The sequence below is a fragment of the Paraburkholderia lebeckiae genome (assembly GCF_014201005.1).
GTDB lineage: Bacteria > Pseudomonadota > Gammaproteobacteria > Burkholderiales > Burkholderiaceae > Paraburkholderia > Paraburkholderia tuberum.
The window spans coordinates 79,836-105,133 of the sequence record NZ_JACHDK010000013.1 but is presented as its reverse complement, the minus strand read 5'-3'; the positions used below and the strand labels follow the sequence as shown (position 1 = coordinate 105,133).

23 protein-coding genes and 1 riboswitch are annotated in these 25,298 nt (G+C 65.4%); of the genes, 7 read left to right on the top strand and 16 right to left on the bottom strand.

Annotated features, from left to right (window positions below; all coding sequences use genetic code 11):
* Positions 1–29: 29 nt before the first annotated feature.
* Positions 30–983, bottom strand: a complete 954-nt coding sequence (locus tag HDG39_RS23305) for a complex I NDUFA9 subunit family protein (protein ID WP_184009007.1) — start codon at positions 981–983, stop codon at positions 30–32.
* An 81-nt stretch (positions 984–1,064) separates the two neighbouring features.
* Entirely contained in the window at positions 1,065–3,032 is a 1,968-nt protein-coding gene (locus tag HDG39_RS23300) for a lytic transglycosylase domain-containing protein (RefSeq protein WP_184009006.1), read from the bottom strand.
* Positions 3,033–3,109: 77 nt separating this feature from the next.
* Between HDG39_RS23300 and HDG39_RS23295 the strand changes: the two genes are divergently transcribed.
* Complete coding sequence (locus HDG39_RS23295) at positions 3,110–3,652, top strand: 5-formyltetrahydrofolate cyclo-ligase (RefSeq protein WP_260328199.1); 543 nt, start codon at positions 3,110–3,112, stop codon at positions 3,650–3,652.
* Positions 3,653–3,703: 51 nt separating this feature from the next.
* Here HDG39_RS23295 and HDG39_RS23290 read toward each other — a convergent pair whose 3' ends face one another.
* Positions 3,704–4,216, bottom strand: a complete 513-nt coding sequence (locus tag HDG39_RS23290; protein WP_184009002.1) for a winged helix DNA-binding protein — start codon at positions 4,214–4,216, stop codon at positions 3,704–3,706.
* 212 nt (positions 4,217–4,428) lie between these two features.
* On the opposite strand from HDG39_RS23290, the gene pxpB reads away from it, so the two are divergent.
* The 5 genes from pxpB to HDG39_RS23265 all read left to right on the top strand — a co-directional run bounded on the left by pxpB (position 4,429) and on the right by HDG39_RS23265 (position 8,908).
* Entirely contained in the window at positions 4,429–5,082 is a 654-nt protein-coding gene (gene pxpB, locus HDG39_RS23285; protein ID WP_184009000.1) for a 5-oxoprolinase subunit PxpB, read from the top strand.
* The gene (locus tag HDG39_RS23280; RefSeq protein ID WP_184008991.1) at positions 5,079–6,131 is read left to right on the top strand and encodes a 5-oxoprolinase subunit C family protein; all 1,053 of its coding nucleotides are present in this window, start codon (positions 5,079–5,081) and stop codon (positions 6,129–6,131) included. The genes pxpB and HDG39_RS23280 overlap by 4 nt, the downstream gene beginning before the upstream one ends.
* Before the next feature lie 20 nt (positions 6,132–6,151).
* Positions 6,152–6,904 (top strand): 5-oxoprolinase subunit PxpA, encoded by a 753-nt coding sequence (gene pxpA / locus HDG39_RS23275; RefSeq protein WP_184008989.1) that lies wholly within the window; start codon positions 6,152–6,154, stop codon positions 6,902–6,904.
* Between the two features lie 277 nt (positions 6,905–7,181).
* Positions 7,182–7,955, top strand: a complete 774-nt coding sequence (locus HDG39_RS23270; protein ID WP_184008987.1) for a DUF969 domain-containing protein — start codon at positions 7,182–7,184, stop codon at positions 7,953–7,955.
* Complete coding sequence (locus HDG39_RS23265) at positions 7,952–8,908, top strand: DUF979 domain-containing protein (protein WP_184008985.1); 957 nt, start codon at positions 7,952–7,954, stop codon at positions 8,906–8,908. The genes HDG39_RS23270 and HDG39_RS23265 overlap by 4 nt, the downstream gene beginning before the upstream one ends.
* A gap of 65 nt (positions 8,909–8,973) precedes the next feature.
* Here HDG39_RS23265 and HDG39_RS23260 read toward each other — a convergent pair whose 3' ends face one another.
* The 12 genes from HDG39_RS23260 to HDG39_RS23205 form a co-directional block, all read right to left on the bottom strand.
* Positions 8,974–10,224, bottom strand: a complete 1,251-nt coding sequence (locus HDG39_RS23260; RefSeq protein ID WP_184009089.1) for a TraB/GumN family protein — start codon at positions 10,222–10,224, stop codon at positions 8,974–8,976.
* On the bottom strand, positions 10,217–11,236 hold the full coding sequence (locus tag HDG39_RS23255) for a peptide ABC transporter ATP-binding protein (RefSeq protein WP_184008983.1): 1,020 nt from the start codon (positions 11,234–11,236) through the stop codon (positions 10,217–10,219). Before HDG39_RS23255 ends, HDG39_RS23260 begins: the two co-directional genes overlap by 8 nt.
* Positions 11,233–12,237, bottom strand: a complete 1,005-nt coding sequence (locus tag HDG39_RS23250; protein WP_184008981.1) for an ABC transporter ATP-binding protein — start codon at positions 12,235–12,237, stop codon at positions 11,233–11,235. Before HDG39_RS23250 ends, HDG39_RS23255 begins: the two co-directional genes overlap by 4 nt.
* 2 nt (positions 12,238–12,239) lie before the next feature.
* Positions 12,240–13,157, bottom strand: coding sequence for an ABC transporter permease subunit (locus HDG39_RS23245; protein WP_090802566.1), 918 nt, complete (start codon positions 13,155–13,157; stop codon positions 12,240–12,242).
* Positions 13,158–13,163: 6 nt separating this feature from the next.
* Entirely contained in the window at positions 13,164–14,174 is a 1,011-nt protein-coding gene (locus HDG39_RS23240) for an ABC transporter permease subunit (protein ID WP_184008979.1), read from the bottom strand.
* A 156-nt stretch (positions 14,175–14,330) separates the two neighbouring features.
* Positions 14,331–15,962, bottom strand: a complete 1,632-nt coding sequence (locus tag HDG39_RS23235; RefSeq protein ID WP_184008977.1) for an ABC transporter substrate-binding protein — start codon at positions 15,960–15,962, stop codon at positions 14,331–14,333.
* A gap of 204 nt (positions 15,963–16,166) precedes the next feature.
* Complete coding sequence (locus tag HDG39_RS23230; RefSeq protein WP_184008975.1) at positions 16,167–17,825, bottom strand: ABC transporter substrate-binding protein; 1,659 nt, start codon at positions 17,823–17,825, stop codon at positions 16,167–16,169.
* 158 nt (positions 17,826–17,983) lie between these two features.
* Positions 17,984–18,814: a methylenetetrahydrofolate reductase [NAD(P)H] gene (gene metF, locus HDG39_RS23225; protein ID WP_184009087.1), complete on the bottom strand. Its 831-nt coding sequence runs from the start codon at positions 18,812–18,814 to the stop codon at positions 17,984–17,986.
* A gap of 11 nt (positions 18,815–18,825) precedes the next feature.
* Positions 18,826–19,179: a phage holin family protein gene (locus HDG39_RS23220; RefSeq protein ID WP_018418731.1), complete on the bottom strand. Its 354-nt coding sequence runs from the start codon at positions 19,177–19,179 to the stop codon at positions 18,826–18,828.
* Between the two features lie 173 nt (positions 19,180–19,352).
* Positions 19,353–20,771, bottom strand: coding sequence for an adenosylhomocysteinase (ahcY, locus tag HDG39_RS23215; RefSeq protein ID WP_184008973.1), 1,419 nt, complete (start codon positions 20,769–20,771; stop codon positions 19,353–19,355).
* A gap of 33 nt (positions 20,772–20,804) precedes the next feature.
* Positions 20,805–20,938: riboswitch (S-adenosyl-L-homocysteine riboswitch) on the bottom strand.
* 65 nt (positions 20,939–21,003) lie between these two features.
* Complete coding sequence (locus tag HDG39_RS23210; RefSeq protein ID WP_184008971.1) at positions 21,004–21,729, bottom strand: LrgB family protein; 726 nt, start codon at positions 21,727–21,729, stop codon at positions 21,004–21,006.
* Complete coding sequence (locus tag HDG39_RS23205; RefSeq protein WP_184008969.1) at positions 21,726–22,217, bottom strand: CidA/LrgA family protein; 492 nt, start codon at positions 22,215–22,217, stop codon at positions 21,726–21,728. The genes HDG39_RS23210 and HDG39_RS23205 overlap by 4 nt, the downstream gene beginning before the upstream one ends.
* 112 nt (positions 22,218–22,329) lie before the next feature.
* On the opposite strand from HDG39_RS23205, the gene HDG39_RS23200 reads away from it, so the two are divergent.
* Entirely contained in the window at positions 22,330–23,298 is a 969-nt protein-coding gene (locus HDG39_RS23200) for a LysR family transcriptional regulator (RefSeq protein ID WP_184008967.1), read from the top strand.
* A gap of 59 nt (positions 23,299–23,357) precedes the next feature.
* On the opposite strand, the gene HDG39_RS23195 is transcribed toward HDG39_RS23200, so the two are convergent.
* The gene (locus tag HDG39_RS23195) at positions 23,358–25,019 is read right to left on the bottom strand and encodes a GMC family oxidoreductase (protein WP_184008965.1); all 1,662 of its coding nucleotides are present in this window, start codon (positions 25,017–25,019) and stop codon (positions 23,358–23,360) included.
* Positions 25,020–25,298 lie beyond the last annotated feature (279 nt).

Genomic DNA, 25,298 nt, shown 5'->3' with positions numbered 1-25,298 from the left:
ACTGGTTATCGGGTAGAGGGAAATAGGCTTCAGCGTCCGGCGTTGGCGCGGAACGTGTCGAGTCGCGAACCCGAGGCAGCACCGGTCAGGTACGTCGGCACGATCGCCTCGATGCTGACCGGTTCGAGTCCGAGCTCGGGCGCGAGCGGCCCGCTCAGAATGTTGGCGACCTTCATCGAATCGAGATTGTCGCGCGAAATCACCGGTTCGCCCGGCGCCATTTCGAAGCTCAATGCCTGCAGGCGCGCGAGCGGCTCGGGCAGACGGATGATGCGCGCATGCTTGCCGATCACGTCGCCGCAGTACGAAACCAGATCTTCGAGCGTGTAGACAGTCGGGCCGCCAAGCTCGTAGGTGCGGCCGCTCGCGCCATCGAGATCGAGCACGTTGACGATCGCCTTCGCGACGTCGCCGACATAGACCGGTTGGAACTGCGCGTCCGGCATCGCGAGCGGAATAGCCGGAAACACGCGCTGCAGGAACGCGAACTTGTTCAGAAACGCGTCCTCGGGTCCGAACACGACCGACGGCCGGAAGATCGTCCACGCGACGTTGGCCGCATGCACGGCTTTCTCGCCGTCGGCCTTCGAGCGCGAATACATGCTCGGGCCGTTCGGATTGGCGCCTAGCGCGCTCAGATGAATCAGCCGATGCACGCCCTTGCCTTCGCACGCGGCGACGATGCGCGTCGGCAGCTCGACGTGCGCATGCGCGAACTCCCGCCCATAGGGCTTGCCGCGTTTGCCGTTCAGGATACCGACGAGATTGATTACGCAATCCGCGCCCTCGACGAAGCGCGCGAGTTGCACCGGATCGAACACGTCGGTTTCGAGCACGTCGATCGGCAGCATGGTCAGATGGCGCGCGTTGTAGCGTCGCCGTGTGGCGACGCGCACATCCTTGCCCATCTCGACGAGCGCGTTGACGAGGTAGCTGCCGATAAACCCTGAACCGCCGATGACCGCGATGGCTTGATGTCGCATTTTCGACTCCCTGATGGAAGCCGCGGCAACGGCTGGCGAAGCGCGCCGCAACCTCGAAGCGAGATTGCGGCGCCAAGGCGCTTACGGTGCGATGTAACCCAGGCGCGCCTTCAGCGATTGCGGACGGCCTTCGAACAATGCCGCGTAGTAGACCGTGTTGGACAACACATTTTTCACGTAGTCGCGAGTTTCCTGAAACGGAATCGCCTCGGCGAAGACCGCGCCTTCGACCGGGCGCTGCAGCGACTGCCGCCAGTTGCGCGGACGGCCCGGACCTGCGTTGTAGCCAGCGGTGGCCAGCACGGCGGACCCGTCGAACTGATTGTAGATCATCGCCAGGTAGTTCGTGCCGAGCAGGATGTTGGTGTTGATGTCGTTCATCTGCTCGCGCGACATCGGTCCCAGACCGATCTTCTTCGCGACCAGTTGCGCGGTTGCGGGCATCAGCTGCATCAGTCCGCCCGCACCGACGTCAGAGCGCGCGTTGATGATGAAGCGCGACTCCTGGCGAATCAGCCCGTACGCCCACTCGACGTCGAGCCCGCTCGACTGCGCGTCCTGCTCGACGATGTTGCGGAACGGCGATAGATAGCGCAGCGAAAAATCGTGCTCGCTCTTCGTGCGGTCCGCGGTGTTGACGGTGCGGTCGTACAGCTCGATGCGGCGCGCGTACTCGGCGGCGGCGAGCAGTTGCCGGTCGGACATGTTGCGTAACGGCCAGTTCCACTCGCGATTGCCTTCGAGCCGCAGATTCAGCGCATAGAAGCGCTGCGCGAGATCGAAGCCCGGCGTGGTGCCGGCTTGCTGCACTTCGGCGTCGGTCACGGTGGTTTTTGGCGGCACGGTGATCTTCTGGCCGAGCTCTTCGAGCGCGAGCTGGCCGTAGAAGTTGAAGTTCGACGCGATCGACTGGAATTCCTGACTGGCCGTGGCCGTGTCGCCTGCCTGCTTCAGCGCGCGCGCGTGCCAGTACACCCACGACGGTTGCTTGCGCAGCGACTCGGGCATCTGCTCGATCGACCAGCGCACCATGTTCCAGTCGCCAGCGAGCAGCGCGCTGCGTGTGCGCCATTCATACGCGGGATTCGACAGCGGCGCGTTGGCCGACAGCCGGAACCAGTCGACCGCGCCAGGCATCTGCTTGAGCGCGCCCTGATAGCCGATCGTGCCCCAGCCGATCGCGCGTTCCGGCGAATTCAGCGACGGCGCGACCGACGCGAACGTGGCCGCGGCCATGGCCGGATCGTTGCGCGCCATGCGCGTGATGGCGAGCAGCGCCAGCTGATGCGATTGCGCATCCGGTCCGACGCCGCGCGCGAGCAATAGCGGCGGCGTATTGGTCGCCTGGCTGAACAGCACCGGGTCGGGCGGCTGGTCGCCGAGCGCGTCGACGAGCTTGCTGCCGGTGCTCGTGTAGTTCTGCTCGTACGCGAGACGAATTTGCGCCCAGATGTCGTCGGCGCTGAACTGGTGGTTCACGCCGAGCACCGTGATCAGATCGACGCAGCCGTCGCCGTACCACTTCGGCTCGACGAGCAGCGCGCGCGCCGCGTCCGCGACGTTCTCGCCGCGCGACGCGCGCGATTCGAGCGCGTAGCACTTGACCTGAGTGTCGTCATCGAGCACGAACTTCGCGTACTGCTGGTCGAAGTTGCGCCAGTCGTGACGCGTGCCGAGCACCGTCAGATAGTCGTTGCGCATGCGATCGGCGATCGCCTGGCCGTCGTACTTCTGCAGGAACGCGAGCACGGGCGCGTCCGGCGCATCGATGCGCGCATGGCCGGTCGAATCGAACAGCTGCGGCTTGATCTGGAAGTACTCCAGATACGAGGGCGCCGGATAATTCGGGATCATGCTCGCGAGCTGGGCTGCGCGCGCCGCGTCGTTAGTACGCGAGGCTTCGCGAAGCTGGACGAAAATCTGGTCGTCGTTCGTGAGTTGCGAGATTGGAAGGGGCTTGACGGCCGAAGCAGTGCTGCAGGCCACGAGTGCCGCTGCGGCAAGCGCGATACCGGCCGCGCGATATACTCGAAAAAGGCGTTTTGACATCGTTGTTTCTGGAGCGCGAATTGGACCCAAGCATAGCATGCAACCCTGTCCCGGCAACGAAAAAGGCGCTGCGCCGGATGTTGCTGGAAAGCCGTCTGCAAGCGGCTTCCGAGCCGGCGAAGAATGCCGCGCTCGGGCGTCGGATGCTCGACGCGTTGAAGCACTACGCAGTACGCAGCGCGGGATTCTACTGGCCCCTTGCCGGCGAGTTCGACGCGCGCGGCGCGATTGCGATCTGGCTTGCCGCGGACTCGCATCACGAAGCCAGTCTGCCAATCATTAAAGAACGTGGCATGGCGCTCGAATTCCATGCCTGGACGCCCGCGACGCCGATGAAAATCGGCCATCACAAGATTGCCGAGCCCACCTCGGGGCGCGCGGTGCTGCCCGAGCTGCTGTTCGTGCCCTGCGTGGGTTTCGACTCGGACGGCTACCGCCTCGGCTACGGCGGCGGCTATTACGACCGCACGCTGGCCGGCTGGCCGGCGGCGCACAAGCCGATCACGGTCGGCATCGCGTACGAAGCGTGCCACACCGACACGCTGGAACGCGAGGCGCATGACATTGCGCTCGATCTGATAATCACAGAGGCGGGGTTTCATCCGGCGCTGCCGGGCTGAACGCGCGATGCGCGGCGTGTGACGCGCCGGCGCTAGCGCGGTGTTTCGTCGTTACAGCGAAGCCGCCGCGCGCGCCGCCGTGTCGTACAGGCCCGACGCATTGCGCATCAACTGCGCGGCCTCGCCGATCTGCTGGTTGGTCAGGCCGCTTTCCTTGAGCGTCGAGATCAGGCAGTTTTCGCGCACCTCGCGATACTTCAGGCATAGTTCGCGGCCCGCGTCGGTTGCGGAAAAGAACACTTCCTTGCCGGTCTTTTCGCTTTTTACGTACCCTCTAGCTACGAGCTTTTTCAACGCGTACGTCGCGACGTGCGTGTCCTCGATGTTCAGCACGAAGCAGATGTCCGCGAGCTTCTTGCGGCGCTCGCGATGGTTCACGTGGTGCAGCAGCGACACCTCGATCGCGGTCATGTCCTTGTCGCCGGCCGCCGACATGCAGCGCACCATCCAGCGGTTGAACGCATTGCCCGCCATGATCAGCGCGTATTCGAGTTCCGAGAGTTCCGCGCTGCTTTCGGAGACGAGGTGTTCCGACGAAACGATCTTGGTGGGATGACGCGTCATACGAGGTTCCCGTGACGAAAATGGGCTGGAAAAGTGTCGCAAGTGTACGACGATGCCCCGCCGCCGACGAGCCTGGCAAATACGCTTATTGGTATATCGTCGATATTTTATTGATAATGTAGGCTTCAAATGTCGCCGACTCCGTGCGTGGCATGCGCCAACGCATCCGGGCTGTCCGCCTCATCCTCCGACTCGATCCGGGCCGCCCAGTCATGAGCCAACCACGAATTTTTCCCCTCGGCGATGCCGCGCTCGTCTGCGAAGCGCCGCCGCCCGCCACGCTGGAGTGCCAGCAGCGCGTGTGGGCTACGGCCGAAGCCGCGCGCGACTGGCCGAACGTGCTCGAAGTCGTGCCCGGCATGAACAATCTGACGCTCGTGTTCGACCCGCTCTCGACCGACGCCGACGCGCTCGGCGAGCAGTTGCTGACGGCCTGGAACGCAGCGGCCAAAGCCGTCGCGCCCGGGCGCGACGTCGAAATTGCCGTGCAGTACGGCGGCGCATTCGGCCCCGATCTGCAGGCGGTCGCCGAACATACGGGCTTGAGCGCACGCGAGGTCGTCGAACGTCATGCGGGCGGCGCCTACGTGGTGTTCTTTCTCGGCTTCCAGCCCGGCTTCGCCTATATGGGTGGGCTCGACACCGCGCTGCACACGCCGCGCCGCGCGTCGCCGCGGCTCGAGGTGCCAGCCGGCTCGGTCGGCATCGGCGGCGAGCAGACTGGCATCTATCCGGCGGTGTCGCCGGGCGGCTGGCAGCTGATCGGCCGCACCGAGGTGCCGCTGTTCGATCCGGCGCGCCGGCCCCCCACGCTGCTGCAGCCCGGCGACCGGGTGCGCTTCAAGATCGCGGGGATGCACGCATGATCGACGTGATCCGCGCGGGTCTCCAGACCACGATCCAGGACCTCGGCCGCCACGGCTATCGGCATCTCGGCGTCGCGATGGGGGGGGCGCTCGACCGGCTGTCGCTCGAAGTCGGCAACCGGCTGGTCGGCAACCGCCCCGACGCGGCCGGCCTCGAAATCACCTTCGGCCCGACCGTGCTGCGCTTTTTGCGCGCGACGCGGGTCGCGATCACCGGCACCGAGTTCGGTGCGACGCTCGACGGCAAACCCGTTTATTCATTTTGGAGTCTGCCCGTGCAGGCTGGCCAGGAGCTCGTGCTGCACGCGGCCAAGCGCGGCATGCGCGGCTATGTCTGCGTGGCGGGCGGCATCGACGTGCTGCCGATGCTCGGCTCGCGCAGCACCGACCTCGCCAGCCATTTCGGCGGACTCGGCGGCCGCGCGCTCAACGACGGCGACCGTCTGCCGGTCGGCGCGCCGCAGCAGCGCGGCCACCTCGGCTTCACGCCCGAGGCGCCCGAGTTCGGCGTGAAGGCGCCCGCCTGGTGCAAATTCGTGCTCGTCAACGAGCCGCTGCGGCGCGGTCGTCATCCGTCGGGCGTGCCGTGGGCCATACCGATCCGCGTGCTGCGCGGCCCCGAATACGACAGCTTCACCGCGGATGCACAGCAGTCGTTCTGGTCCGACGAGTGGCTCGTGACGCCGAACAGCAACCGCATGGGCTATCGCCTTGCCGGCACCGAGCTGAAGCGCACGCACAAGACTGACCTGCTGTCGCACGCGGTGCTGCCCGGCACGATCCAGGTGCCCCCAAACGGTCAGCCGATCGTGCTGATGAGCGACGCGCAGACCACCGGCGGCTATCCGAAGATCGGCGCGGTGATTCAGGCCGATCTGTGGAAGCTCGCGCAGGTGCGCCTGAACGGTGCTGTCCGTTTCATCCCGACGACGCCCTACGAAGCGCGCCAGGCTTTGCTGGAAGAACGCACGTATCTGCGGCAGATCGATGCCGCGATCGCGATGCATGAAGAGCGTTGCGCGCGCCAGGCGGCGCCCGCGGCGCCGTGACACTAAGTAAAGGAATCCCCATGGAAATCGATCTGAACGCCGATCTCGGCGAAGGCTGCGGCTCCGACGAGGCGCTGCTCGACCTCGTGAGCTCGGCCAACATCGCATGCGGCTGGCATGCGGGCGGCCCCAACGCGATGCGCGACTGCGTGCGCTGGGCCGTGCAAAAAGGCGTGTCGATTGGCGCGCATCCGAGCTTCAACGATCCCGAGAATTTCGGCCGCAAGGAAATGGATCTGCCGGCGGACGAGATCTACGCGGGCGTGCTGTATCAGCTCGGCGCGCTGTCGGCGATCGCGCAGGCCGAGGGCGGGCGCATCGCGCACGTGAAGCCGCACGGCGCACTGTACAACCAGGCCGCACGCGAGGCGAAGATCGCCGACGCGATCGTCTCCGCGGTGCATGATTTCGATCCGTCCGTGGCGGTGTTCGCGCTCGCCAACAGCGGGCTCGTGAGCGCCGCGCGCAACGCGGGCCTGACCGCGATCGAGGAAGTGTTCGCCGACCGCGGCTATCGCGCGGACGGCTCGCTCGTGCCGCGCAAGGAGCCGGGCGCACTGCTCGACGACGAGGACGAAGTGCTCGCGCGCACGCTCGCGATGATCCGCGAGCAACGCGTGAAAGCCGTCGACGGACAGTGGGTGCCGTTGAACGCGCAGACCATCTGCCTGCACGGCGACGGCCCGCATGCGCTGGCGTTCGCGCGACGCATTCGCGGCGCGCTCGCCGACGCAGGCATCGAAGTGCATGCGGCGAGCGCCGCGCGCGCTTGAGCGTTCGCCTCACCGTCCTACCCACTGCGCGCGTCGCTCCGATCCGGCGCGCGTGACCGATCCAGCGCCCCGCACCCATGCGGGGCGATTGCCAGCCGCGGCATCAATCGCGATGCCCGCTGCAAACCCACGGATGCCGACGCGCATTCACGGGGCAGGTAAAGAGAGTTCGACGCGGCCGCAGAGCCGCGGCAGCAAGCCGGCGCATGAAGCCGCACGCGCCGGTTCATAACGGCCGCTACCCGCGGCGAAATTGAATGACCTCCTGGAGATCCTGATGCAGACAACTGTCAGTCTATGGCCGCTCATCGGTGTGGCCGTCATCATCGTTGGCTTTCTGTTGCGCTTCAATCCGATGCTGATCGTGGCCGTCGCCGCGATCGTCACCGGTTTCGCGGCGCATTTCCCGCCGGAAAAAATCCTCGCGCTGATCGGCACCGGCTTCATCAAGACGCGCAACATCCCTCTGATCATCCTGCTGCCGCTCGCGGTGATCGGCCTGCTCGAACGACACGGCCTGCGCGAGCGCGCGCAGGCGTGGATCAGCAGCATCAAGGCGGCGACCGCCGGACGTCTGTTGATCGTCTATCTGCTCGTGCGCGAGCTGACCGCCGCGGTCGGCCTGACCGGGCTCGGCGGCCATCCGCAGATGGTGCGTCCGCTGATCGCGCCGATGGCCGAGGGCGCGACCGAGAACCGCTTCGGCAAGATCAGCGACGCGGTGCGCTTCCGGCTGCGCGCATTCTCGGCCGCAACCGACAACGTCGGCCTCTTTTTCGGCGAGGACATCTTCGTCGCGTTCGGCGCGATCGTGCTGATGACGACTTTCCTGAAGGAAGCGGGCATCGTCGTCGAGCCGATTCACGTCGCCGTGTGGGGCATTCCGACCGCGATCAGCGCGTTCATCGTGCATGGCTTCCGGCTCTGGCTGCTCGACCGGCGGCTCGAGCGTGAATTGCGCGGCAAGGCGCCGGGCAGCACGTCGACCGCGAAGGCGACCGCCGCATCGACGCCGTCGTCGGCCACGCGTGCTACCGGAGACGAAGCATGACCTTCACGATCACCTATCTGTTCTGGTTGCTCGGTATCGTGCTGCTGATCGTCGGCGGCATGATCGTCACGGACCGCGAGCATCCGCGCCGCCTCACCGCGGGCGGCTTCTGGATTCTTTACGCGCTGATCTTCCTGATCGGCGACCGGCTGCCGCCGGCCGTGGTCGGCGTCGCGGTGATCGCGATGGCGCTGATCGCGGGCTTCGGCGGCGTCACCGCGGGCAAGCCGAAGACGCTGTCGCTCGAAGCACGTCAGGCGAGCGCCGCGCGGCTGCGCAACAAGCTGTTCGTGCCCGCGCTGACGATTCCGGTCGTCACCGTGATCATCACGCTCGCGGCAAGCCATCTCGTGTTCGGCGGTGTGCCGTTGATCGAGAAGGCCAACGTCACGCTGATCGGCTTCGGTCTCGGCTGCGTGATCGCACTCGCGATCGCCTGTGTGATCACGCGCGACACGGTCGGCCAGTCGATGAAGGAAGCGCGCCGCCTCGTCGATGCGCTGTCGTGGGCCGCGGTGCTGCCGCAGATGCTCGGCATGCTCGGTCTGGTGTTCTCGGACGCGGGCGTCGGCAAGGCGGTCGCGCACGTGACCACGTCGTATATCAACCTCGAGTACCGCTTCGTCGCGGTGGCCGTGTACTGCATCGGCATGGCGCTGTTCACGATGGTGATGGGCAACGGCTTCGCCGCGTTTCCGGTGATGACGGGCGGCGTCGGCGTGCCGATCCTCGTCGGCGTGTTCCACGGCAACCCGGCCGTGATGGCCGCGATCGGCATGTTCTCCGGCTACTGCGGCACGCTGATGACGCCGATGGCTGCGAACTTCAACATGGTGCCGGCTGCGCTGCTCGAATTACCCGACAAGAATGCGGTGATCAAGGCGCAGATTCCGACGGCGTTGACGCTGCTGGCGATCAATATCTTTCTGTTGAATTTCTTGATGTTTTTGTAGGGCGGCTGACAAGCTCGTCGTTTTGACAACCGGGACGTGAGCAGACGCAAACGGTCTCGCGCCGATCAACCCGCCTCGACCACGAAGCCGTGCTGCCGCAATAGCTGCAGCACGCCCTTCGGTCCACCCAGATGCAGCGCGCCGATCGCGACGAACAGCGGCTTGTTCGGCGCGGCGAGTTGCAGCATCCTCGCGACGAAGCGGCGATTGCGCTCGTAGACGATCCGGTTGTCGATCGAATTCGAGACGCGCGGGTCGCGCGCGAGCTTCTCCGATTTGGCAGCCTGCCACGCGGCGATCGCATCGGCATCGCCGACCCGCCACAGCCGGTGCAGCGTGCGCACGTCCTCGACGTTCTGCGCGGGCGTCTGCACCAGATCCTGCGCGAGCATCTCACGCTGCTGCGCGGCCGACAGTCCGGTGAACGCGCGCATCTGTTGCGCGAGCGTTTCGAGTCCGACGATCTTGCCGCGCGTCTTCAGATAGACGTTCTGCAATTGCGCTTCGGTGCCGTATTCCGTTTGCAGACCCGCGGACAAAGAGTCGTAGGTCTCGACCACCAGCGACGCGAGCCACGGCCGCATCTTTTTGATCGCATCGAGCGCGGCCGGGTTGCCGCGCAGCCGCAACGCGAGCTTGTGCCACAGCGGCTCGGGCAGCAGACCCGGCAGGCAGTCGTGCTTGCACACGCCGTACTTCGACACGTCGTCCTGCGACACAAGCAGCTCGTCGGGCGACAGTTCGAGCGCGAGCGTCGGCGACGCGGCGAGCGCCGCGAGGATCGGCGCGCGGAACGGCTGCCCCGCCGGATAGTCGGCGGGATCGCCGACGTGCAGCGTGCCGAGCACGTAGATCGTCGTACTGCCGCGCGTCGCGACATAGAACGGCATGCGCGCCGGTTGCTGGCGCACCGGGCCGCTCGCCGTGGTGCCGGGGACCGGGGGCGGCGCAATCGACGGCGGTGGCGGGCTTGGCACCGTGACGGCAGGACGGGCCGCCTGGGCTGGCGCCTTGGCCGCCGCGCCGGCCGCGTGAGCGATGCAGGGTACGGCCGTGCCGACTGACAGCGCGCAGCCTACGCGAAATAAAGCGGACAGCGACGCGGGAAGAAATGCGGAGAAAAAGGCGCGCGCGAGCGCATGAACAAACGCGCAGAGAAACGTGCGAAAAAACTTGCCGGCGAACCTTCCAGCAAATGCGCCGCAGGGCGCGGCGCCTCCCAGCGCACGCGCCCCGCGGCGCCGCGCGAAGGCGGCTATCCAGCCGCCCTCACACAAGCGGCGCGCAAGACGACGCGCCGCCACCACATCAGGCATCCACGTCCCCCACCTCTTCAGCGCGGTGACAGGAGACCAGGCGGCCATCCACTTCTCGCAGCTTCGGCTCCTCGCTGCGGCAGCGGTCGATCACGTACGGGCAGCGCTGATGGAACGTGCAGCCCGACGGCGGATTCAGCGGCGACGGCATTTCGCCTTGCAGCTTGATCTTGATCGTGCGGTCGGCCTCGAAGATCGACGGGGTCGCCGACATCAGCGCGCGCGTGTACGGATGGCGCGGCTTCGAGAAGATGCGCTGCTTGTCGCCGAGTTCAGCGACGCCGCCGAAGTACATGACCATCACGTCGTCGGCGATATGCTCGACCACCGACAGGTTGTGCGAGATGAACACGTAGCTCGTCTTGAACTCGTCCTGCAGATCCATGAACAGGTTCAGGATCTGCGCCTGGATCGAGACGTCGAGCGCCGAGACCGGTTCGTCGGCGACCACGATCTGCGGATCGAGGATCATCGCGCGCGCGATCGCCACACGCTGACGCTGGCCGCCGGAGAACATGTGCGGATAGCGCTTCGCGTGCTCGGGCCGCAGGCCGACCGTGCGTATCATCTGCGCGATGCGCTCGGCGCGCTCGGTCGCGCTCAACTGCGTGTTGATCGCGAGCGGTTCGCCGAGCGTCTGCTCGACGGTCTTGCGCGGATTGAGCGACGCAAACGGGTTCTGGAACACCATCTGCACGCGGCGCCTGAGCGCCGCGATCTTCTCGTGATTCGCGCCGGCCACGTCCTCGCCGTCGATCAGCAGGCGGCCCGCGCTCGGCGTTTCGATCATCGTCAGCTGACGCGCGAGCGTCGACTTGCCGCAGCCGGACTCGCCGACTACCGCCAGCGTCTTGCCGCGTTCGAGCGCGAACGACACACCGTTCAGCGCCTTCACCGTGCCGTGCGCGAACATGCCGCGCTTGACCGTGTAGTAGCGCGCGAGCTGGTCGGCGACGAGCACGTGATCGCCAGTACGATCGGACTGGCGACGGGTTTCGGGTACTGCGCTCATCGGGCGCCTCCTTGCGTGTGAACGTTGGCGTCCTTCTCGAGGTTCAGCGGCTTGATGCAACGCACGCGCGTGAGCTCGGCGTGCGCGGGCAGCGGCGCGAGCGCGGGGCGGGCCTTCATGCAGTCGTCGACCACGTACTTGCAGCGCGGCGCGAACAGGCAACCCTTGGGCCGGTCGTCGCGGCCCGGCACCATGCCCGGCAGCGCCGCGAGCCGCACCGCGCCCACGTTGTGCTCGGGAATCGCGGCCAACAGCGCTTCCGTGTACGGATGATGAGGCGCGGCGAAGATGTCCGGCACCTTGTTCGTCTCGATCACCTCGCCCGCATACATCACGGCGACGCGCTGCGCGACCTCGGACACCACGGCCAGATCGTGCGAAATCAGCACGAGCGCCATGCCGCGTTCCTTCTGCAGGCGCATCAGCAGTTCCATGATCTGCGCCTGGATCGTCACGTCGAGCGCGGTGGTCGGCTCATCGGCGATCAGCAGCTTCGGGTTGCAGGCGATCGCCATCGCGATCATCACGCGCTGGTTCATGCCGCCCGACATCTGATGCGGAAACGAGCCGATGCGGTTTTTCGCATCGGGAATGCCGACCTGGTCGAGCAGTTCGAGCGCGCGTTTGTCTAGCGCGCTGCCGCGCAGGCCCTCGTGCAGCTTCAGCACTTCCTTGATCTGATAGCCGACCGTGTAGCTCGGGTTCAGGCTCGTCAGCGCGTCCTGGAACACCATCGCGATGTCCTTGCCGATGATCCTGCGGCGTTCCTTCGCGGAGGCCTTCAGCAGGTTCTTGCCGTCGAACGTGATTTCGTCGGCGGAGACCTTGCCGGGCGCGTCGATCAGGCCCATCAGCGCCATCATCGTCACGCTCTTGCCCGAGCCCGATTCGCCGACCACGCCCACCACTTCTCCGGGCGCGACGTCGAGATTGATGCGGTCGACCGCGGGCAGGCCACCGAAGTTGACCGCGAGATTGCGGATGGTCAGTAGATTGCTCATGGTCAGGCCATCCGTTTCAGTTTGGGGTCGAGCGCGTCGCGCAGCCCGTCGCCGAGCAGGTTGATCGCAAGCACCGAGATCAGGATGGACAGGCCGGGCATCGTGACGATCCACCATGCGCTGTCGATGTAATCGCGCGCCGACGCGAGCATCGCGCCCCACTCCGCCGACGGCGGCTGCACGCCGAGGCCGAGGAAGCCGAGCGCGGCGGCATCGAGAATCGCCGACGAAAAGCCAAGGGTTGCCTGCACGATCAGCGGCGCGGTGCAGTTCGGCAGCACCTGCGAGAACATCAGCCGCAACGTGCTCGCACCCGCGACCCGCGAAGCGGTCACATACTCCTTCTGCAACTCGCCCTGGGCGGACGCGCGCGTCAGACGCACATAGCCCGGCAGCGCGACGATCGCGATCGCGAGCATCGTGTTGACGAGACCCGGACCGATGATCGCGACCACCGCGACCGCGAGCAGCAGCGACGGCAGCGCGAGCAGCACGTCCATGATGCGCATGATCGGCGTGTCGGCCCATTTCTCGAAGAACGCGGCGACGAGGCCGAGCACGACGCCCGGAATCAGCGCGAGGACCACCGAGACGAAGCCGATCCAGAACGACAGCCGCGCCCCGTACATCAGACGCGAAAGGATGTCGCGGCCCGCTTCGTCGGTGCCGAGAATGAACTTCCAGTTGCCGCCGTCGAGCCATGCGGGCGGGATCTTCACGGAGTCGCGGTATTGCTCGATCGGGCTGTGCGGCGCGATCAGCGGCGCGAAGATCGCGATGAAGACCAGCACCAGCACGATGATGCCCGCGCCGACCGCGCCTCGGTTGCGCGAGAAGTTCGCCCAGAATTCGCGTGCCGCGATGCCGCGGCCGCTCGGCGGGGTGACCGCTTGGGGGACGGTGTTTTGAATGTCAGCCATCGTGATTTACCTCGTATGGCGAATGCGCGGGTTGAGCACGCCGTACAGCAGATCGACGACGAGGTTCACGACGATCACCAGCGTGGCGATCAACAGGATACCGCCCTGCACGACCGGATAATCGCGCCGGCCGATCGCGTCGATCAGCCACTTGCCGATGCCCGGCCATGAAAACAGCGTTTCGGTCAGCACCGCGCCCGCAAGCAGTGTGCCGACCTGCAGGCCGATCACGGTGACGACAGGAATCAGCGCATTGCGCAGCGCATGCACGACGATCACGCGTGCCGGCGACAGACCCTTCGCGCGCGCGGTGCGGATGTAGTCCTCGCGCAGCACTTCGAGCATCGACGAGCGCGTCATGCGCGCGACGACCGCGAGCGGAATCGTGCCGAGCACGATCGCGGGCAGGATCAGGTGACTGAGTGCGGATTTGAACGCGCCTTCGTCGGTGGACATCAGCGAGTCGATCAGCATGAAGCCGGTCACGTGCGGAATGTCGTATTCGACCGCGATGCGGCCCGACACCGGCGTCAAGCCGAGTTTGACCGAGAACACCATGATGAGGATCAAGCCCCACCAGAAGATCGGCATCGAGTAGCCGGTCAGGGCGGTGCCCATCACGCCGTGGTCGACCACCGTGCCGCGCCTCAGCGCCGCGAACACGCCCGCCGGCAGGCCGACGATCAGCGCGAACAGCATCGCGCAGAGCGACAGTTCGACGGTGGCGGGAAAGCGCGCGAGGAATTCGCCCATCACGCTCGTGTTGGTGATGATCGACGTGCCGAGGTTGCCGTGCACGGCGCGCACGATGTAGTGGAAGTACTGCATTGGCAAGGGCTCGTCGAGCCCGAGGCGGTGCATCGCGGCCGCATGCATGGCCGGATCGACGCCGCGCTCGCCCATCATCACTTCGATGGGGTCGCCCGGGATCAGGTGAATCAGCGCGAACGCGAGGATCGTGATGCCGATGAACGTCGGTATCACCATGCCGATGCGGCGCAAAACGAAGCGGAACATGGTTCGCTCCCATGGTACTGGTGATGAAAAAACGCAACCGGCGACGAGGGCTCGTGACCCCGGTCGCCGGACCATTTCGACCAGTTTTCTAACCGTGCGAAAAGTGTACTGTGTTGCGGCGTATTGTATTGCGGCGTACTGTGCGAACTTTACGGATTACTTGATGCTGACGCCGTCGAAGCGCGCGTAGCCGAGCGGTTCGATGCGCATGTCGACCACCTTCTTGCTGACCGGCTGATAGACGGTCGAGTGCGCGATCGGCGAGAACGGCAGTTGCTGCGCGAAAATATGCTGCGCGTCGCCGTAGATCTTCGTGCGCGTCGCCACGTCCGAAGTCGTGCGGCCCTTCTGGATCAGATCGTCGAACGGCTTGTAGCACCACTTCGAGAAGTTGTTGCCGTTGATCGCCTCGCAGCCGAGCAGCGTGCCGAGCCAGTTGTCCGGATCGCCGTTGTCGCCGGTCCAGCCGATCAGCATCGTGTCGTCTTCGCCCGCGTGCGCGCGCTTGATGTACTCACCCCATTCGTACGTGACGATCTTCGCCTTCACGCCGATCTTCGCCCAGTCCGCCTGGATCATTTCCGCCATCAGACGCGCGTTCGGGTTGTACGCGCGCTGCACCGGCATTGCCCACAGCGTGAGGTCGAAACCGTTCGGGTAGCCCGCCTTCGCGAGCAGATCCTTCGCCTTGGCCGGATCGTACGAGGCGGCCGGCAGGTTCTTGACGAACGACCATTGCGTCGGCGGCATCGGGTTGGTCGCGAGCTGGCCCGCGCCCTGGTAGACCGAGTCGATGATCGCCTTCTTGTTGATCGCCATGTCGAGTGCCTGACGCACTTCGAGCTTGTCGACCGGCTTGTGCGTCACGTTGTACGCGAGATAGCCGAGGTTGAAGCCCGGTTGCGACGGCATGTCGATGTTCGGCTCGGCCTTCAGCGGCGCAATGTCGGCCGGGCGCGGATAGCTCATCACCTGGCATTCGTCGCGCTTGATCTTCTGCACGCGCACGCCGGCATCCGGCGTGATCGAGAAGATCAGCTTCGAGATCTTCACCGCGCCCGGCTTCCAGTAGTCGGGATTGCCGTCGAAGCGGATCGTCGCGTCCTTCGTGTAGCTGCGGAAGATGAACGGACCGGTGCCTACCGGGAACTGATTGATGTCGGCGGCCTTGCCTGCCTTGAGCAGCTGATCCGCATATTCAGCCGACAGGATCGACGCGTATTCCATCGCCAGATTCTGGATGAACGGCGCGTTGACTTCCTTCAGCGTGAACTTGACCGTGTACGGGTCGACTTTCTCGACGCTCGTGATCAGCTTGTCGAGGCCCATGTCGGTGAAGTACGGGAACTGCACCGGATACGCCTTGCGGAACGGCTGGTTCGGGTCGAGCATGCGCTGGAACGAGAAGACCACGTCGTCCGCGTTGAATTCGCGCGTCGGCTTGAAGAACGAGGTGGTCTGGAACTTCACGCCATGACGCAGATGGAACGTGTAGGTCTTGCCATCGGGCGACACGTCCCACTTCTCCGCGAGGCCGGGCTCGACCTTGGTGCCGCCGCGCTCGAACTCGACGAGGCGGTTATAGACGGTGAACGTGTTGGCCGTGAAGTCGACGCCCGTCGTGTATTGGGCCGGATCGAAACCCGCGGGACTGCCTTCCGAGCAGTAAACGAGGGTTTTGTTCGGGATCCCAGCAGCCTGCGCGCTCGTGACGCCAAGCAGGGATGCCGCTGCGGCAGCGACGAGCATGGACCTACGCGCGACGCGCAACAGATTGTTTTGCTTCATGTTTCCTCCAGGTTCGGGGCCGGCTTGCGCCGGCGTAGCGGGATATTACTTGAGCTTGGGCCGGCGACCAAGCGGAGCAAAATCCCTCCGTTGACGACAGGAAACACTTCGTGCAAACGTTTTGCCACGGTTTTGTCGCGGGCCGGGCGGCCCCATTCGAGCCGCCCGGCGACGAATGCGGCGCAAAAAGCGCGCCGCGCCCGCTTATTTCACCCCAACTTCCAGGAATTGCGTCGGCCCGAACGGATCGATCTTGAAGCCCGTCACGTTCTTGCTGATCGGCTGATAGACGGTCGAATGCGCGATCGGCGTGAACGGCACCTGATCCTTGAAGATCTCCTGAGCCTGCGTATAGGCCTTGGTGCGATCGGCCAGGTTGGTGGTACTGCGGCCCTGCTTGATCAGATCGTCGTAAGGCTTGTAGCACCACTTCGAGAAGTTGCTGCCGTTGACCGCGTCGCAGCCGAGCAACACGCCGAGCCAGTTGTCAGGATCGCCGTAGTCACCCGTCCAGCCGATCAGCATCGCCTGATGCTCGCCGGCATGCGCGCGGCGGATGTACTCGCCCCACTCGTACGTGGCGATGTTGACCTTGACGCCGATTTTCGCCCAGTCCGACTGCAGCATTTCGGCCATCAGGCGCGCGTTCGGGTTATACGGGCGCTGCACCGGCATCGCCCATAGCGTCAGCTCGAACCCGTCGGGGTAGCCCGCCTGCTTCAGCAGCGCTTTCGCCTTGTCGACGTCGTACGGCGCGTCCTTCAGGTTCTTGTCGTAACCCCATTGCGTCGGCGGCATCGGGTTGGTCGCGGCCTGGCCCGCGCCCTGGTAGACCGCATCGATGATCGCCTTCTTGTTGACCGACATGTCGAGCGCTCGTCGCACGAGCACGTTGTCGAGCGGTTTTTTGGTCGTGTTGTACGCGATATAGCCGAGGTTGAAGCCGACTTCGCTCGGCATCGCGAGCGACGCATCGGCCTTCACGGTGGGGATGTCGGCCGGGCGCGGATAGGACATCACCTGGCATTCGCCGCGCTTGAGCTTTTGCAGGCGCACGGCCGGATCGACCGTGATCGCGAAGATCAGCTTGCCGACCTTCGCGACGCCCGGCTTCCAGTAGTCGGGATTGCCGTCGAAGCGGATCGTGTCGTCCTTCGTATAGCTGCGGAAGATGAACGGACCGGTGCCGACCGGGTACTGGTTGATATCGGACGCCTTGCCGGCCTTGAGCAGCTGATCCGTGTATTCAGCCGACAGGATCGACGCGAACGGCATCGCGATCTGCTGCAGGAACGGCGCGTCGACTTCCTTCAGCGTGAAGCGCACCGTGTACGGATCGACCTTCTCGATCTTCGCGATGTTCTTCGCAAGACCGAGGTCGTTGAAGTACGGGAAATTGACCGGATACGCCTTGCGGAACGGGTTCTCGGGATCGAGCATGCGCTCGTAGGTGAACACGACGTCGTCCGCGTTGAATTCGCGGGTCGGCTTGAAGTACGACGTGGTCTGGAATTTGACGCCGTGGCGCAGATGGAACGTATAGGTGAGGCCGTCGGGCGACACGTCCCACTTTTCGGCGAGACCCGGCTCGATGTCCGTGCTGCCATGCGCAAATTCGACGAGCCGGTTATAGACCGTGTACGAGCCGGCGCTGAACTCGACGCTGGTCGTGTATTGCGCGGTATCGAAGCCCGCCGGGCTGCCTTCGGAGCAGAAGACCAGCGTCTTGTCGGGCAGCGTGGCCGCCTGCGACGCGGCGGCCACGAGGCCGCTGGCGGCGACCGCGAGCGCGGCGAGAGCCGGCAGGCAGAACGGGTGAAGCGCGAACCGTCGGTGTGCCGCAGTCTTTCTTGTCACTGTCATATCGTCCTCCGCACAGCAGCCGGGTTGGCTGCGTTTCGATGATAGACAGCCCAAAAATGAGCTTCAACAGGGACTTACCACGCTATTTGGGACAAATTTGCGACCCATGCCAGACTGGCGGGGCCCGCGCGGCCGTTGCGGCCGCGCGGGCATCGCAGTCACACGGCGAGCCGTTCGCAGATCGCCTTGGTCGACGTGGCCGCGTTCAGCGTATAGAAGTGCAGACCGGGCACCTTCGCATCGACGAGCCGTTGACACAGATCCGTCACCACGTCGAGTCCGAACGCGCGGATCGACTCGCGGTCGTCGCCGAAGCTTTCGAGCCGGCGCGCGATCCAGCGCGGCACTTCGGCGCCGCACATTTCGGAGAAGCGCATCAGCTGCGAGAAGTTCGTGATCGGCATGATGCCGGGCACGATCGGCACGTCGACGCCGAGCTGGCGCGCATCGTCGACGAAACGGAAGTACGCGTCCGCGTTGAAGAAGTACTGCGTGATCGCCGAGTTCGCGCCGGCTTTCACCTTGCGCGCGAAGTTTTCGAGATCGTGACGCGGCGAGCGCGACTGCGGATGGTATTCCGGATAGCCCGCCACCTCGATCCAGAACCAGTCGCCGAACTCGGCACGGATGAAGCTGACGAGCTCCGACGCGTAGCGCAGCTCGCCGACCGCGCCCATGCCCGAGGGTAGATCGCCGCGCAGCGCAACGATATGGCGGATGCCGTGCGCGCGGTACTCGTTAAGGATCGCACGCAGGCTTTCCTTCGACGAGCCGATGCACGACAGATGCGGCGCCGCCTCGAGCCCTTCCTTCGCCATGTCGACGACGGTATCGAGCGTGCCTTGCTGGGTCGAGCCGCCGGCGCCGAACGTGACGGACACGAACTTCGGTTTGAGCGACACGAGTTCCGCGCGCGTCGCGCGCAGTTTGTCGATGCCTTCCTGCGTTTTCGGCGGGAAGAATTCGAATGAGAGTTCGATCGGATTCATGGTCAAAAAGGTCAAGCGAGACTGCGGTTGCCGAAAATGAGCGCGGACAGCAGCCACGACACGACGCTGTACAGGATCGAGCCGAAGAACGCCGACCAGAAGCCCGACACCTCGAAGCCCTTCAGCAGCGACGCGCACAGCCAGAAGCACAGCGCATTGACGACCAGAATGAAGAGTCCGAGCGTGAGGATCGTGACGGGCAGCGTCAGCAGGATCAGCAATGGCCGCAGCACCGTATTGATGAGGCCGAGCACGATCGCGACGATCAGCGCGGTACCGAAGCTACGGATATGGATCGACGGAACGATGTAGGTGATGATCAGCAGCGCGAGCGCGTTGATGAGCCAGGTCAGCAGCACGGTCATGTAGAACTCCTTGTAAGCACCTGTGCGGAGAAGATGTCCAGCAAACGAAAAGCGGCGCTGGCGAACAAAGCGGCGCATTGCGCGCCGCCCCGAGATCGGACCGTCAAGCTTCTAGCGCCGCCCGCGTGGCCAGGCGCGCGAACGCGCGCATCGAGCCGCGGACGGCCGCGTGCTTAATAGCGATAGTGGTTCGGCTTGAACGGACCGTTCTTGTCGACGCCGATGTAGCCGGCCTGCGCGTCGGACAGCACGGTCAGGTTCGCGCCGATGCGCGCCAGATGCAGACGCGCGACCTTTTCGTCGAGATGCTTCGGCAGCACGTACACCTTGTTTTCGTACTTCGCGCCCTGCGTGAACAGTTCGATCTGCGCGAGCGTCTGGTTCGTGAACGAGTTCGACATCACGAACGACGGGTGGCCCGTCGCGCAGCCGAGGTTCACAAGGCGGCCTTCGGCCAGCAGGATCACGCGCTTGCCGTCCGGGAAAATGATGTGGTCGACTTGCGGCTTGATGTTTTCCCACTGGTACTGACGGGTCGACGCGACGTCGATTTCCGAGTCGAAGTGGCCGATGTTGCAGACGATCGCGTTATGACGCATCGCCTTCATGTGATCGTGGTTGATCACGTGGTAGTTGCCGGTCGCGGTCACGAAGATGTCGGCCTTGTCGGCCGCGTATTCCATCGTCACGACGCGGTAGCCTTCCATCGCCGCTTGGAGCGCGCAGATCGGATCGATTTCGGTGACCCACACGGTCGCGCCCAGACCGCGCAACGATTGCGCGCAGCCCTTGCCCACGTCGCCGTAACCGGCCACGACCGCGATCTTGCCCGCGATCATCACGTCGGTCGCGCGCTTGATGCCGTCGACGAGCGACTCGCGGCAGCCATACAGGTTGTCGAACTTCGACTTCGTGACCGAGTCGTTGACGTTGATCGCCGGGAACGGCAGGCGGCCTTCCTTCTCCATCTGGTACAGACGGTGCACGCCGGTGGTGGTTTCTTCGGTGACGCCCTTGATTGCCGCGAGGCGCTTCGAGTACCACGTCGGGTCGATCTCGAGGTGCGCGGCGATCGACTTGTACAGCGCGACTTCTTCTTCGTTGGTCGGCCTGGCGATCACCGAGCGGTCTTTTTCGGCCTTCGAGCCGAGGATCAGCAGCAGCGTCGCGTCGCCGCCGTCGTCGAGGATCATGTTGGCGAACTCGCCGTTCGGCCATTCGAAAATGCGGTGCGAGAACTCCCAGTATTCATCGAGCGATTCGCCCTTGAACGCGAACACCGGCGTGCCGGCCTGCGCGATCGCGGCGGCGGCATGGTCCTGAGTCGAGAAGATGTTGCACGAGGCCCAGCGGACGTCCGCGCCGAGCGCGGTCAGCGTCTCGATCAGCACGCCGGTCTGGATCGTCATGTGCAGCGAGCCGGCGACGCGCGCGCCCTTCAACGGCTGCTGCGCCTTGTACTCTTCACGGGTCTGCATGAGGCCGGGCATTTCGGTCTCGGCGATCGTGAGTTCCTTGCGGCCCCAAGCGGCGAGCGACATGTCGGCGACAACGTAATCCTGGTTCTGGGAATCGATAACTGCGGCGTTCATCACGCCCTCCTTTCTAAGAAATTGACTAGAAATGTGACGTGAGCGCGGTTTGAGGCAGCGTTCGGAATCGCGCAAGCGCGTTCCATGCTGCCAATTGAAGCCTTCGAGCCTGGCGGGCGGCCGGCGAATGCGGATTCGCGGTACCCGTCGCAACGCTCCTCGAAGACGAACGGCGATTGTAGCAAATCGAGATGACTTCGGCGCGCGCCGGATGGTGCGGCAGCGCGCTGGTTCAGATCGGCAGCAGCCCCAGTATCGGTGCGAGCAGCACCATGGCGACCCCGGCGATCATCATGGTCAGGCTGGACACTACGCCCTCCTCGCTGCCGAGCTCGCGTGCCTTCGCGGTGCCGACGCCGTGCGCGGCCGCGCCGAACAGCGCGCCGCGCGCGAGCCGCGTGCGCAGCGGCACGAACGCGAGCACGATTTCGCCGAACAGCATGCCGCAGACGCCGGTTGCGATCACGAACAGCGCGGTCAGGTCCTTCGGCGCGTGAATCCTGTCGGACACCGCGAGCGCGAATGGCGTCGACACCGAACGCGTCATCAGGCTGCGCTGCAAGTCCGGCGACAGGTGCAGCAGCTTCGCGAGCATCAGCGAGCCGCCGACGCCGACCAGAATGCCCACCGTCACGCCGACGGACAGCGAGATCCAGTGGCGCTTCAACAGTGCGCGGTACTCGTAGATCGGCACGGCGAACGCGACCGTCGCGGGGCCGAGCAGCCACATCAGCCAGCGCGTGTCCTCGAAGTAAAGCGAATACGGAATGTGCGCGAGTACGACGATCGCGACCAGCGCGGTCGGCACCGTCAGCATCGGCGTGAGCCACGGCGAGCGCACGCGCGCATACAGCGCCTTCGACGCGAAGTACAGCGCGATCGTCAGCACGAGGCAGCCGGCCGCGATCAGGCGCGAGGCGTCGTCGGCCAACAGCGAAGCGAACGGGACCGGGTTCATCGGCGCTCGCGCGACAGACTGCCTGCCTTACGCGCAACCCGCACGCGGCGCAGCTCGAAACGCCGTTCGACGCGCGCGGCCTGATCGACAGCGAACGCTACCGCGACCATCACCATCAGCGTGCCGGCGATCACTACCAGCGCGAGGCGCCAGCCGTCCGCGCGGAACAGGCCGCCGTACTGCACGGCGGCGACCGCCGCCGGAATGAAGAACAGCAGCATGTCGGACAGCAGCCAGTCCGCGCCGGCCTTGACCCAGCGCGGCGCGATACCGCCACAGAACAGCAACGCGAGCAGCACGACGAGACCGACCACGCCGCCCGGCACCGGCAGATGCAGCCGCCGCACGACGAAATCGGCGCCGATCCACAGCGCCGCGATCGCGGCGCTTTGCACGGCGATGCGTGCGACACGGCCGAAGCCGCCCGCATCCCCACTTGAGCCGCCACCGGCGGGACACGCGGAACGGGCGAAAACTGGCGCGGACATGAAATCCCTTGGCTGGCGTGGAAGGCACTTAGTATGCGGCCCGCCGCGCCATAAACAAAATGACTTACAATCATTGAAACCATTCCAAACTGGAATTCTGGAGATCACGCTCATGGAACTCCGCGCGCTGCGCTATTTCGTCGAAGTGGTCCGTCAACAAAGCTTCACCGTCGCCGCTGAGCAGATGTTCGTCACGCAGCCGACCATCAGCAAGATGGTCAAGTCGCTGGAAGACGAAATCGGCTCGCCGCTGCTGCTGCGCGACGGCCGCCAGATGGTTCTCACCGACGTGGGCCGGATCGTCTATCAGCGCGGCCAGGACGTGCTCGCCGCGCACGCGCAACTGCAGGCCGAGCTGAACGATCTCGACACGCTCGGGCGCGGTGAACTGGCAATCGGCATTCCGCCGATGGGCGGTGCGCTCTTCACACCCGCAATCGCCGCGTTCCGCCAGCGCTATCCGAAGATCGAGCTGAAGCTGTTCGAGCAGGGCTCGCGCGCGATCGAAGCCGCGCTGATCAACGGTGAACTGGAACTGGGCGGTGTGTTGCAGCCGGTCGACCCCGACAACATCGACGTGCTGCCGATGTCGCGCGAGCTGTTGTGGCTCGTCGCGCGCGCCGGCTCGCGCTGGGATGCGTTGGACGAGGTGCCGCTCGCCCAACTCGCCAATGAGCCGTTCGTGTTTTACGGCGAAAGCCTCGCGCTGAACGACGTCGTGTTGAACGCGTGTCGCGCGGCGGGATTTGCGCCCGCGATCGTCGGACGCAGCGCGCATTGGGACTTCATGGCGGCGCTGGTGCTGGCTGGCGTCGGCATCGCGCTGCTGCCCGCGCCCTATTGCCGGCGGCTCGATCCCGCGCAGTTCACCTGCCGCCCGGTCATCGAACCGGAGATCCCGTGGGAAATGGCGATCGGCTGGCGCCGCAACGGCTATCTGTCGCACGCGGCACGCGCGTGGCTCGACGTCGCGCGCGAAACGCTGCCGACACACGCCAGCGACGAGTTCATACTCGGACCGGGGATCGGCTTTAACGGAATCGCAGCGCCGCAAGGAGCTCTGCCACCCTCAGGCGAGTGACGGGCGGCGGCCAGCCGCGTTACGCCGCTCGCGTTTCCCGACCTCCTTGCAAACGGCGATCAAACCACCTGCGCCGCCATGTCACCTCGGTTCGGGGGCGTCAACGTCGCCGACCTCCCCGCTCCGTCTCGCCGGCTCGTCGCGATCAACTCCGCCGCCCGTTCGCCGATCATCACCGTCGGCGAATTGGTGTTGCCGCCGATCAGGGTCGGCATGACCGACGCATCGACGATCCTCAACCCCGTCAGGCCGCGCACCCGCAATTGCGGATCGACGACCGAGCGCGCGTCGCCGCCCATCCGGCAGGTCGCGACCGGGTGATAGATCGTGTCCGCGCGCTCGGCGATCGTCTGGCGCAGCTCCGTATCCGATTGCCCCGGCCGCGTGTACAACTCCTCGCCGCCGTGCAGCGCGAGCGACGGCGCGCCGAGAATGCGCCGCGCCATCTTCGCGCCCTCGACGAGCAGATCGAGATCGCGCACGTCGCTCAGAAAGCGCGGATCGATCAGCGGCGCGACACGCGCATCGGCGCTTGCGAGCGTCACGGTGCCGCGGCTATGCGGACGCAGCACGCATACATGCAGCGAATAACCGTGGCCCCAGTGCATATGGCGGTTGTGATCGTCGACGATCGCCGCGCAGAAATGCAGTTGCAGATCGGGCCGCGCGAGCGTCGGCCGGCTCTTCAGAAAACCGCCCGCCTCGGCGACGTTGCTCGACAGCATGCCGCGCCCGTGTCGCATGAAGGTCACGAATTGCGGCAGCATCCGCGCGATGCCGCGCACCGAGAAACCGGTGGGCTCGATCGACCTCACGCGCTTGATGATCGTGAAATCGATGTGATCGATCAGGTTCTGGCCGACCTCGGGCGCATCGTGCAGCACGTCGATGCCGAGCGAGCGCAGATGCGCGGCCGGCCCGATGCCCGAGCACATCAACAGTTGCGGCGAGTTGAACGCCCCAGCGGCGAGCACGACCTCGGCGCGCGCCGCGAGCGTTTGGGTGCGGCCGCCGCGCACGATTTCGACGCCGCTCGCGCGCTTGCCGTCGAACACGACGCGCAGCACGGTCGCGTCGGCCATCGCGTGCAGATTCGCGCGCGGCCGGTCGTAGATGTACGCGCGCGCGACGCTGCAACGGCGACCGTCACGTTGCGTGACCTGATAGAAGCCGATGCCTTCCTGGTCCGCGCCGTTGAAGTCGTCGTTCGCTTGGTAGCCCGCTTCGAGCGCGGCCTGCACGAAGCGCCTGGAAAACGGATTCCTGAAGCGCAGATCGGACACGGTTAGCGGACCGGCCTCGCCATGCCACGCATCGGCGCCGCGCTCGTTGTCTTCGGCTCGGCGGAAATACGGCAGCACCTCGGCCCACGACCAGCCATCGCAGCCGAGCCGCGCCCACTCGTCGTAATCGAGCGGATGGCCGCGCGTGTAGATCATCGCGTTGATCGCGCTCGATCCGCCGAAACCGCGTCCGCGCGGCTGATAGCCCTGGCGACCGGCGAGCCCCGGTTGCGGCGTGGTCAGGTAGCCGTAGTTGGTCTTCAGTCTGTTCGGCACCACGGCCGCGACGCCGACCGGCATGTTCACCAACAGATTGCGCCCGGTATGCGGGCCGGCCTCGATCAGCGCGATGGTCGCGTCGGGACAGCTATCCGCGAGACGGCTCGCGAGCGTGCAGCCGCCCGAGCCCGCACCGACGATGATGTAGTCGTATTGCATGCGCTCCTCCTGATGGGCCGCGTTGCTCGGGGACCCTGTCTCGTGCACACTTGTCTACGTGTGTTTTCTGCGCATTGTAGGGAGCGTATTGGGGCTGCGGCGGCTCCCTGACAGAACGATTCCTCTAAACGCCGGCGGCAACGCGCCCCTATGATGAAAGGCGCGCACGGCCCGCGCGCGGCTTCCAAACATGGCGCGACGCGCGCCCTCCTTCCGCATGCGGCATCAACTGCGGCGCTCGAACAGATGCGTCGAAGCGCATCGCGGATGCCGTCGGCA

What these genes read in the sequence shown, in the direction of transcription:
- HDG39_RS23305 (WP_184009007.1), bottom strand. Translation starts at nt 983, where the DNA reads ATGCGACATCAAGCCATCGCGGTCATCGGCGGTTCAGGGTTTATCGGC.
- HDG39_RS23300 (WP_184009006.1), bottom strand. Translation starts at nt 3,032, where the DNA reads ATGTCAAAACGCCTTTTTCGAGTATATCGCGCGGCCGGTATCGCGCTT.
- HDG39_RS23295 (WP_260328199.1), top strand. Translation starts at nt 3,110, where the DNA reads ATGTTGCTGGAAAGCCGTCTGCAAGCGGCTTCCGAGCCGGCGAAGAAT.
- HDG39_RS23290 (WP_184009002.1), bottom strand. Translation starts at nt 4,216, where the DNA reads ATGACGCGTCATCCCACCAAGATCGTTTCGTCGGAACACCTCGTCTCC.
- pxpB (WP_184009000.1), top strand. Translation starts at nt 4,429, where the DNA reads ATGAGCCAACCACGAATTTTTCCCCTCGGCGATGCCGCGCTCGTCTGC.
- HDG39_RS23280 (WP_184008991.1), top strand. Translation starts at nt 5,079, where the DNA reads ATGATCGACGTGATCCGCGCGGGTCTCCAGACCACGATCCAGGACCTC.
- pxpA (WP_184008989.1), top strand. Translation starts at nt 6,152, where the DNA reads ATGGAAATCGATCTGAACGCCGATCTCGGCGAAGGCTGCGGCTCCGAC.
- HDG39_RS23270 (WP_184008987.1), top strand. Translation starts at nt 7,182, where the DNA reads ATGCAGACAACTGTCAGTCTATGGCCGCTCATCGGTGTGGCCGTCATC.
- HDG39_RS23265 (WP_184008985.1), top strand. Translation starts at nt 7,952, where the DNA reads ATGACCTTCACGATCACCTATCTGTTCTGGTTGCTCGGTATCGTGCTG.
- HDG39_RS23260 (WP_184009089.1), bottom strand. Translation starts at nt 10,224, where the DNA reads ATGCCTGATGTGGTGGCGGCGCGTCGTCTTGCGCGCCGCTTGTGTGAG.
- HDG39_RS23255 (WP_184008983.1), bottom strand. Translation starts at nt 11,236, where the DNA reads ATGAGCGCAGTACCCGAAACCCGTCGCCAGTCCGATCGTACTGGCGAT.
- HDG39_RS23250 (WP_184008981.1), bottom strand. Translation starts at nt 12,237, where the DNA reads ATGAGCAATCTACTGACCATCCGCAATCTCGCGGTCAACTTCGGTGGC.
- HDG39_RS23245 (WP_090802566.1), bottom strand. Translation starts at nt 13,157, where the DNA reads ATGGCTGACATTCAAAACACCGTCCCCCAAGCGGTCACCCCGCCGAGC.
- HDG39_RS23240 (WP_184008979.1), bottom strand. Translation starts at nt 14,174, where the DNA reads ATGTTCCGCTTCGTTTTGCGCCGCATCGGCATGGTGATACCGACGTTC.
- HDG39_RS23235 (WP_184008977.1), bottom strand. Translation starts at nt 15,962, where the DNA reads ATGAAGCAAAACAATCTGTTGCGCGTCGCGCGTAGGTCCATGCTCGTC.
- HDG39_RS23230 (WP_184008975.1), bottom strand. Translation starts at nt 17,825, where the DNA reads ATGACAGTGACAAGAAAGACTGCGGCACACCGACGGTTCGCGCTTCAC.
- metF (WP_184009087.1), bottom strand. Translation starts at nt 18,814, where the DNA reads ATGAATCCGATCGAACTCTCATTCGAATTCTTCCCGCCGAAAACGCAG.
- HDG39_RS23220 (WP_018418731.1), bottom strand. Translation starts at nt 19,179, where the DNA reads ATGACCGTGCTGCTGACCTGGCTCATCAACGCGCTCGCGCTGCTGATC.
- ahcY (WP_184008973.1), bottom strand. Translation starts at nt 20,771, where the DNA reads ATGAACGCCGCAGTTATCGATTCCCAGAACCAGGATTACGTTGTCGCC.
- HDG39_RS23210 (WP_184008971.1), bottom strand. Translation starts at nt 21,729, where the DNA reads ATGAACCCGGTCCCGTTCGCTTCGCTGTTGGCCGACGACGCCTCGCGC.
- HDG39_RS23205 (WP_184008969.1), bottom strand. Translation starts at nt 22,217, where the DNA reads ATGTCCGCGCCAGTTTTCGCCCGTTCCGCGTGTCCCGCCGGTGGCGGC.
- HDG39_RS23200 (WP_184008967.1), top strand. Translation starts at nt 22,330, where the DNA reads ATGGAACTCCGCGCGCTGCGCTATTTCGTCGAAGTGGTCCGTCAACAA.
- HDG39_RS23195 (WP_184008965.1), bottom strand. Translation starts at nt 25,019, where the DNA reads ATGCAATACGACTACATCATCGTCGGTGCGGGCTCGGGCGGCTGCACG.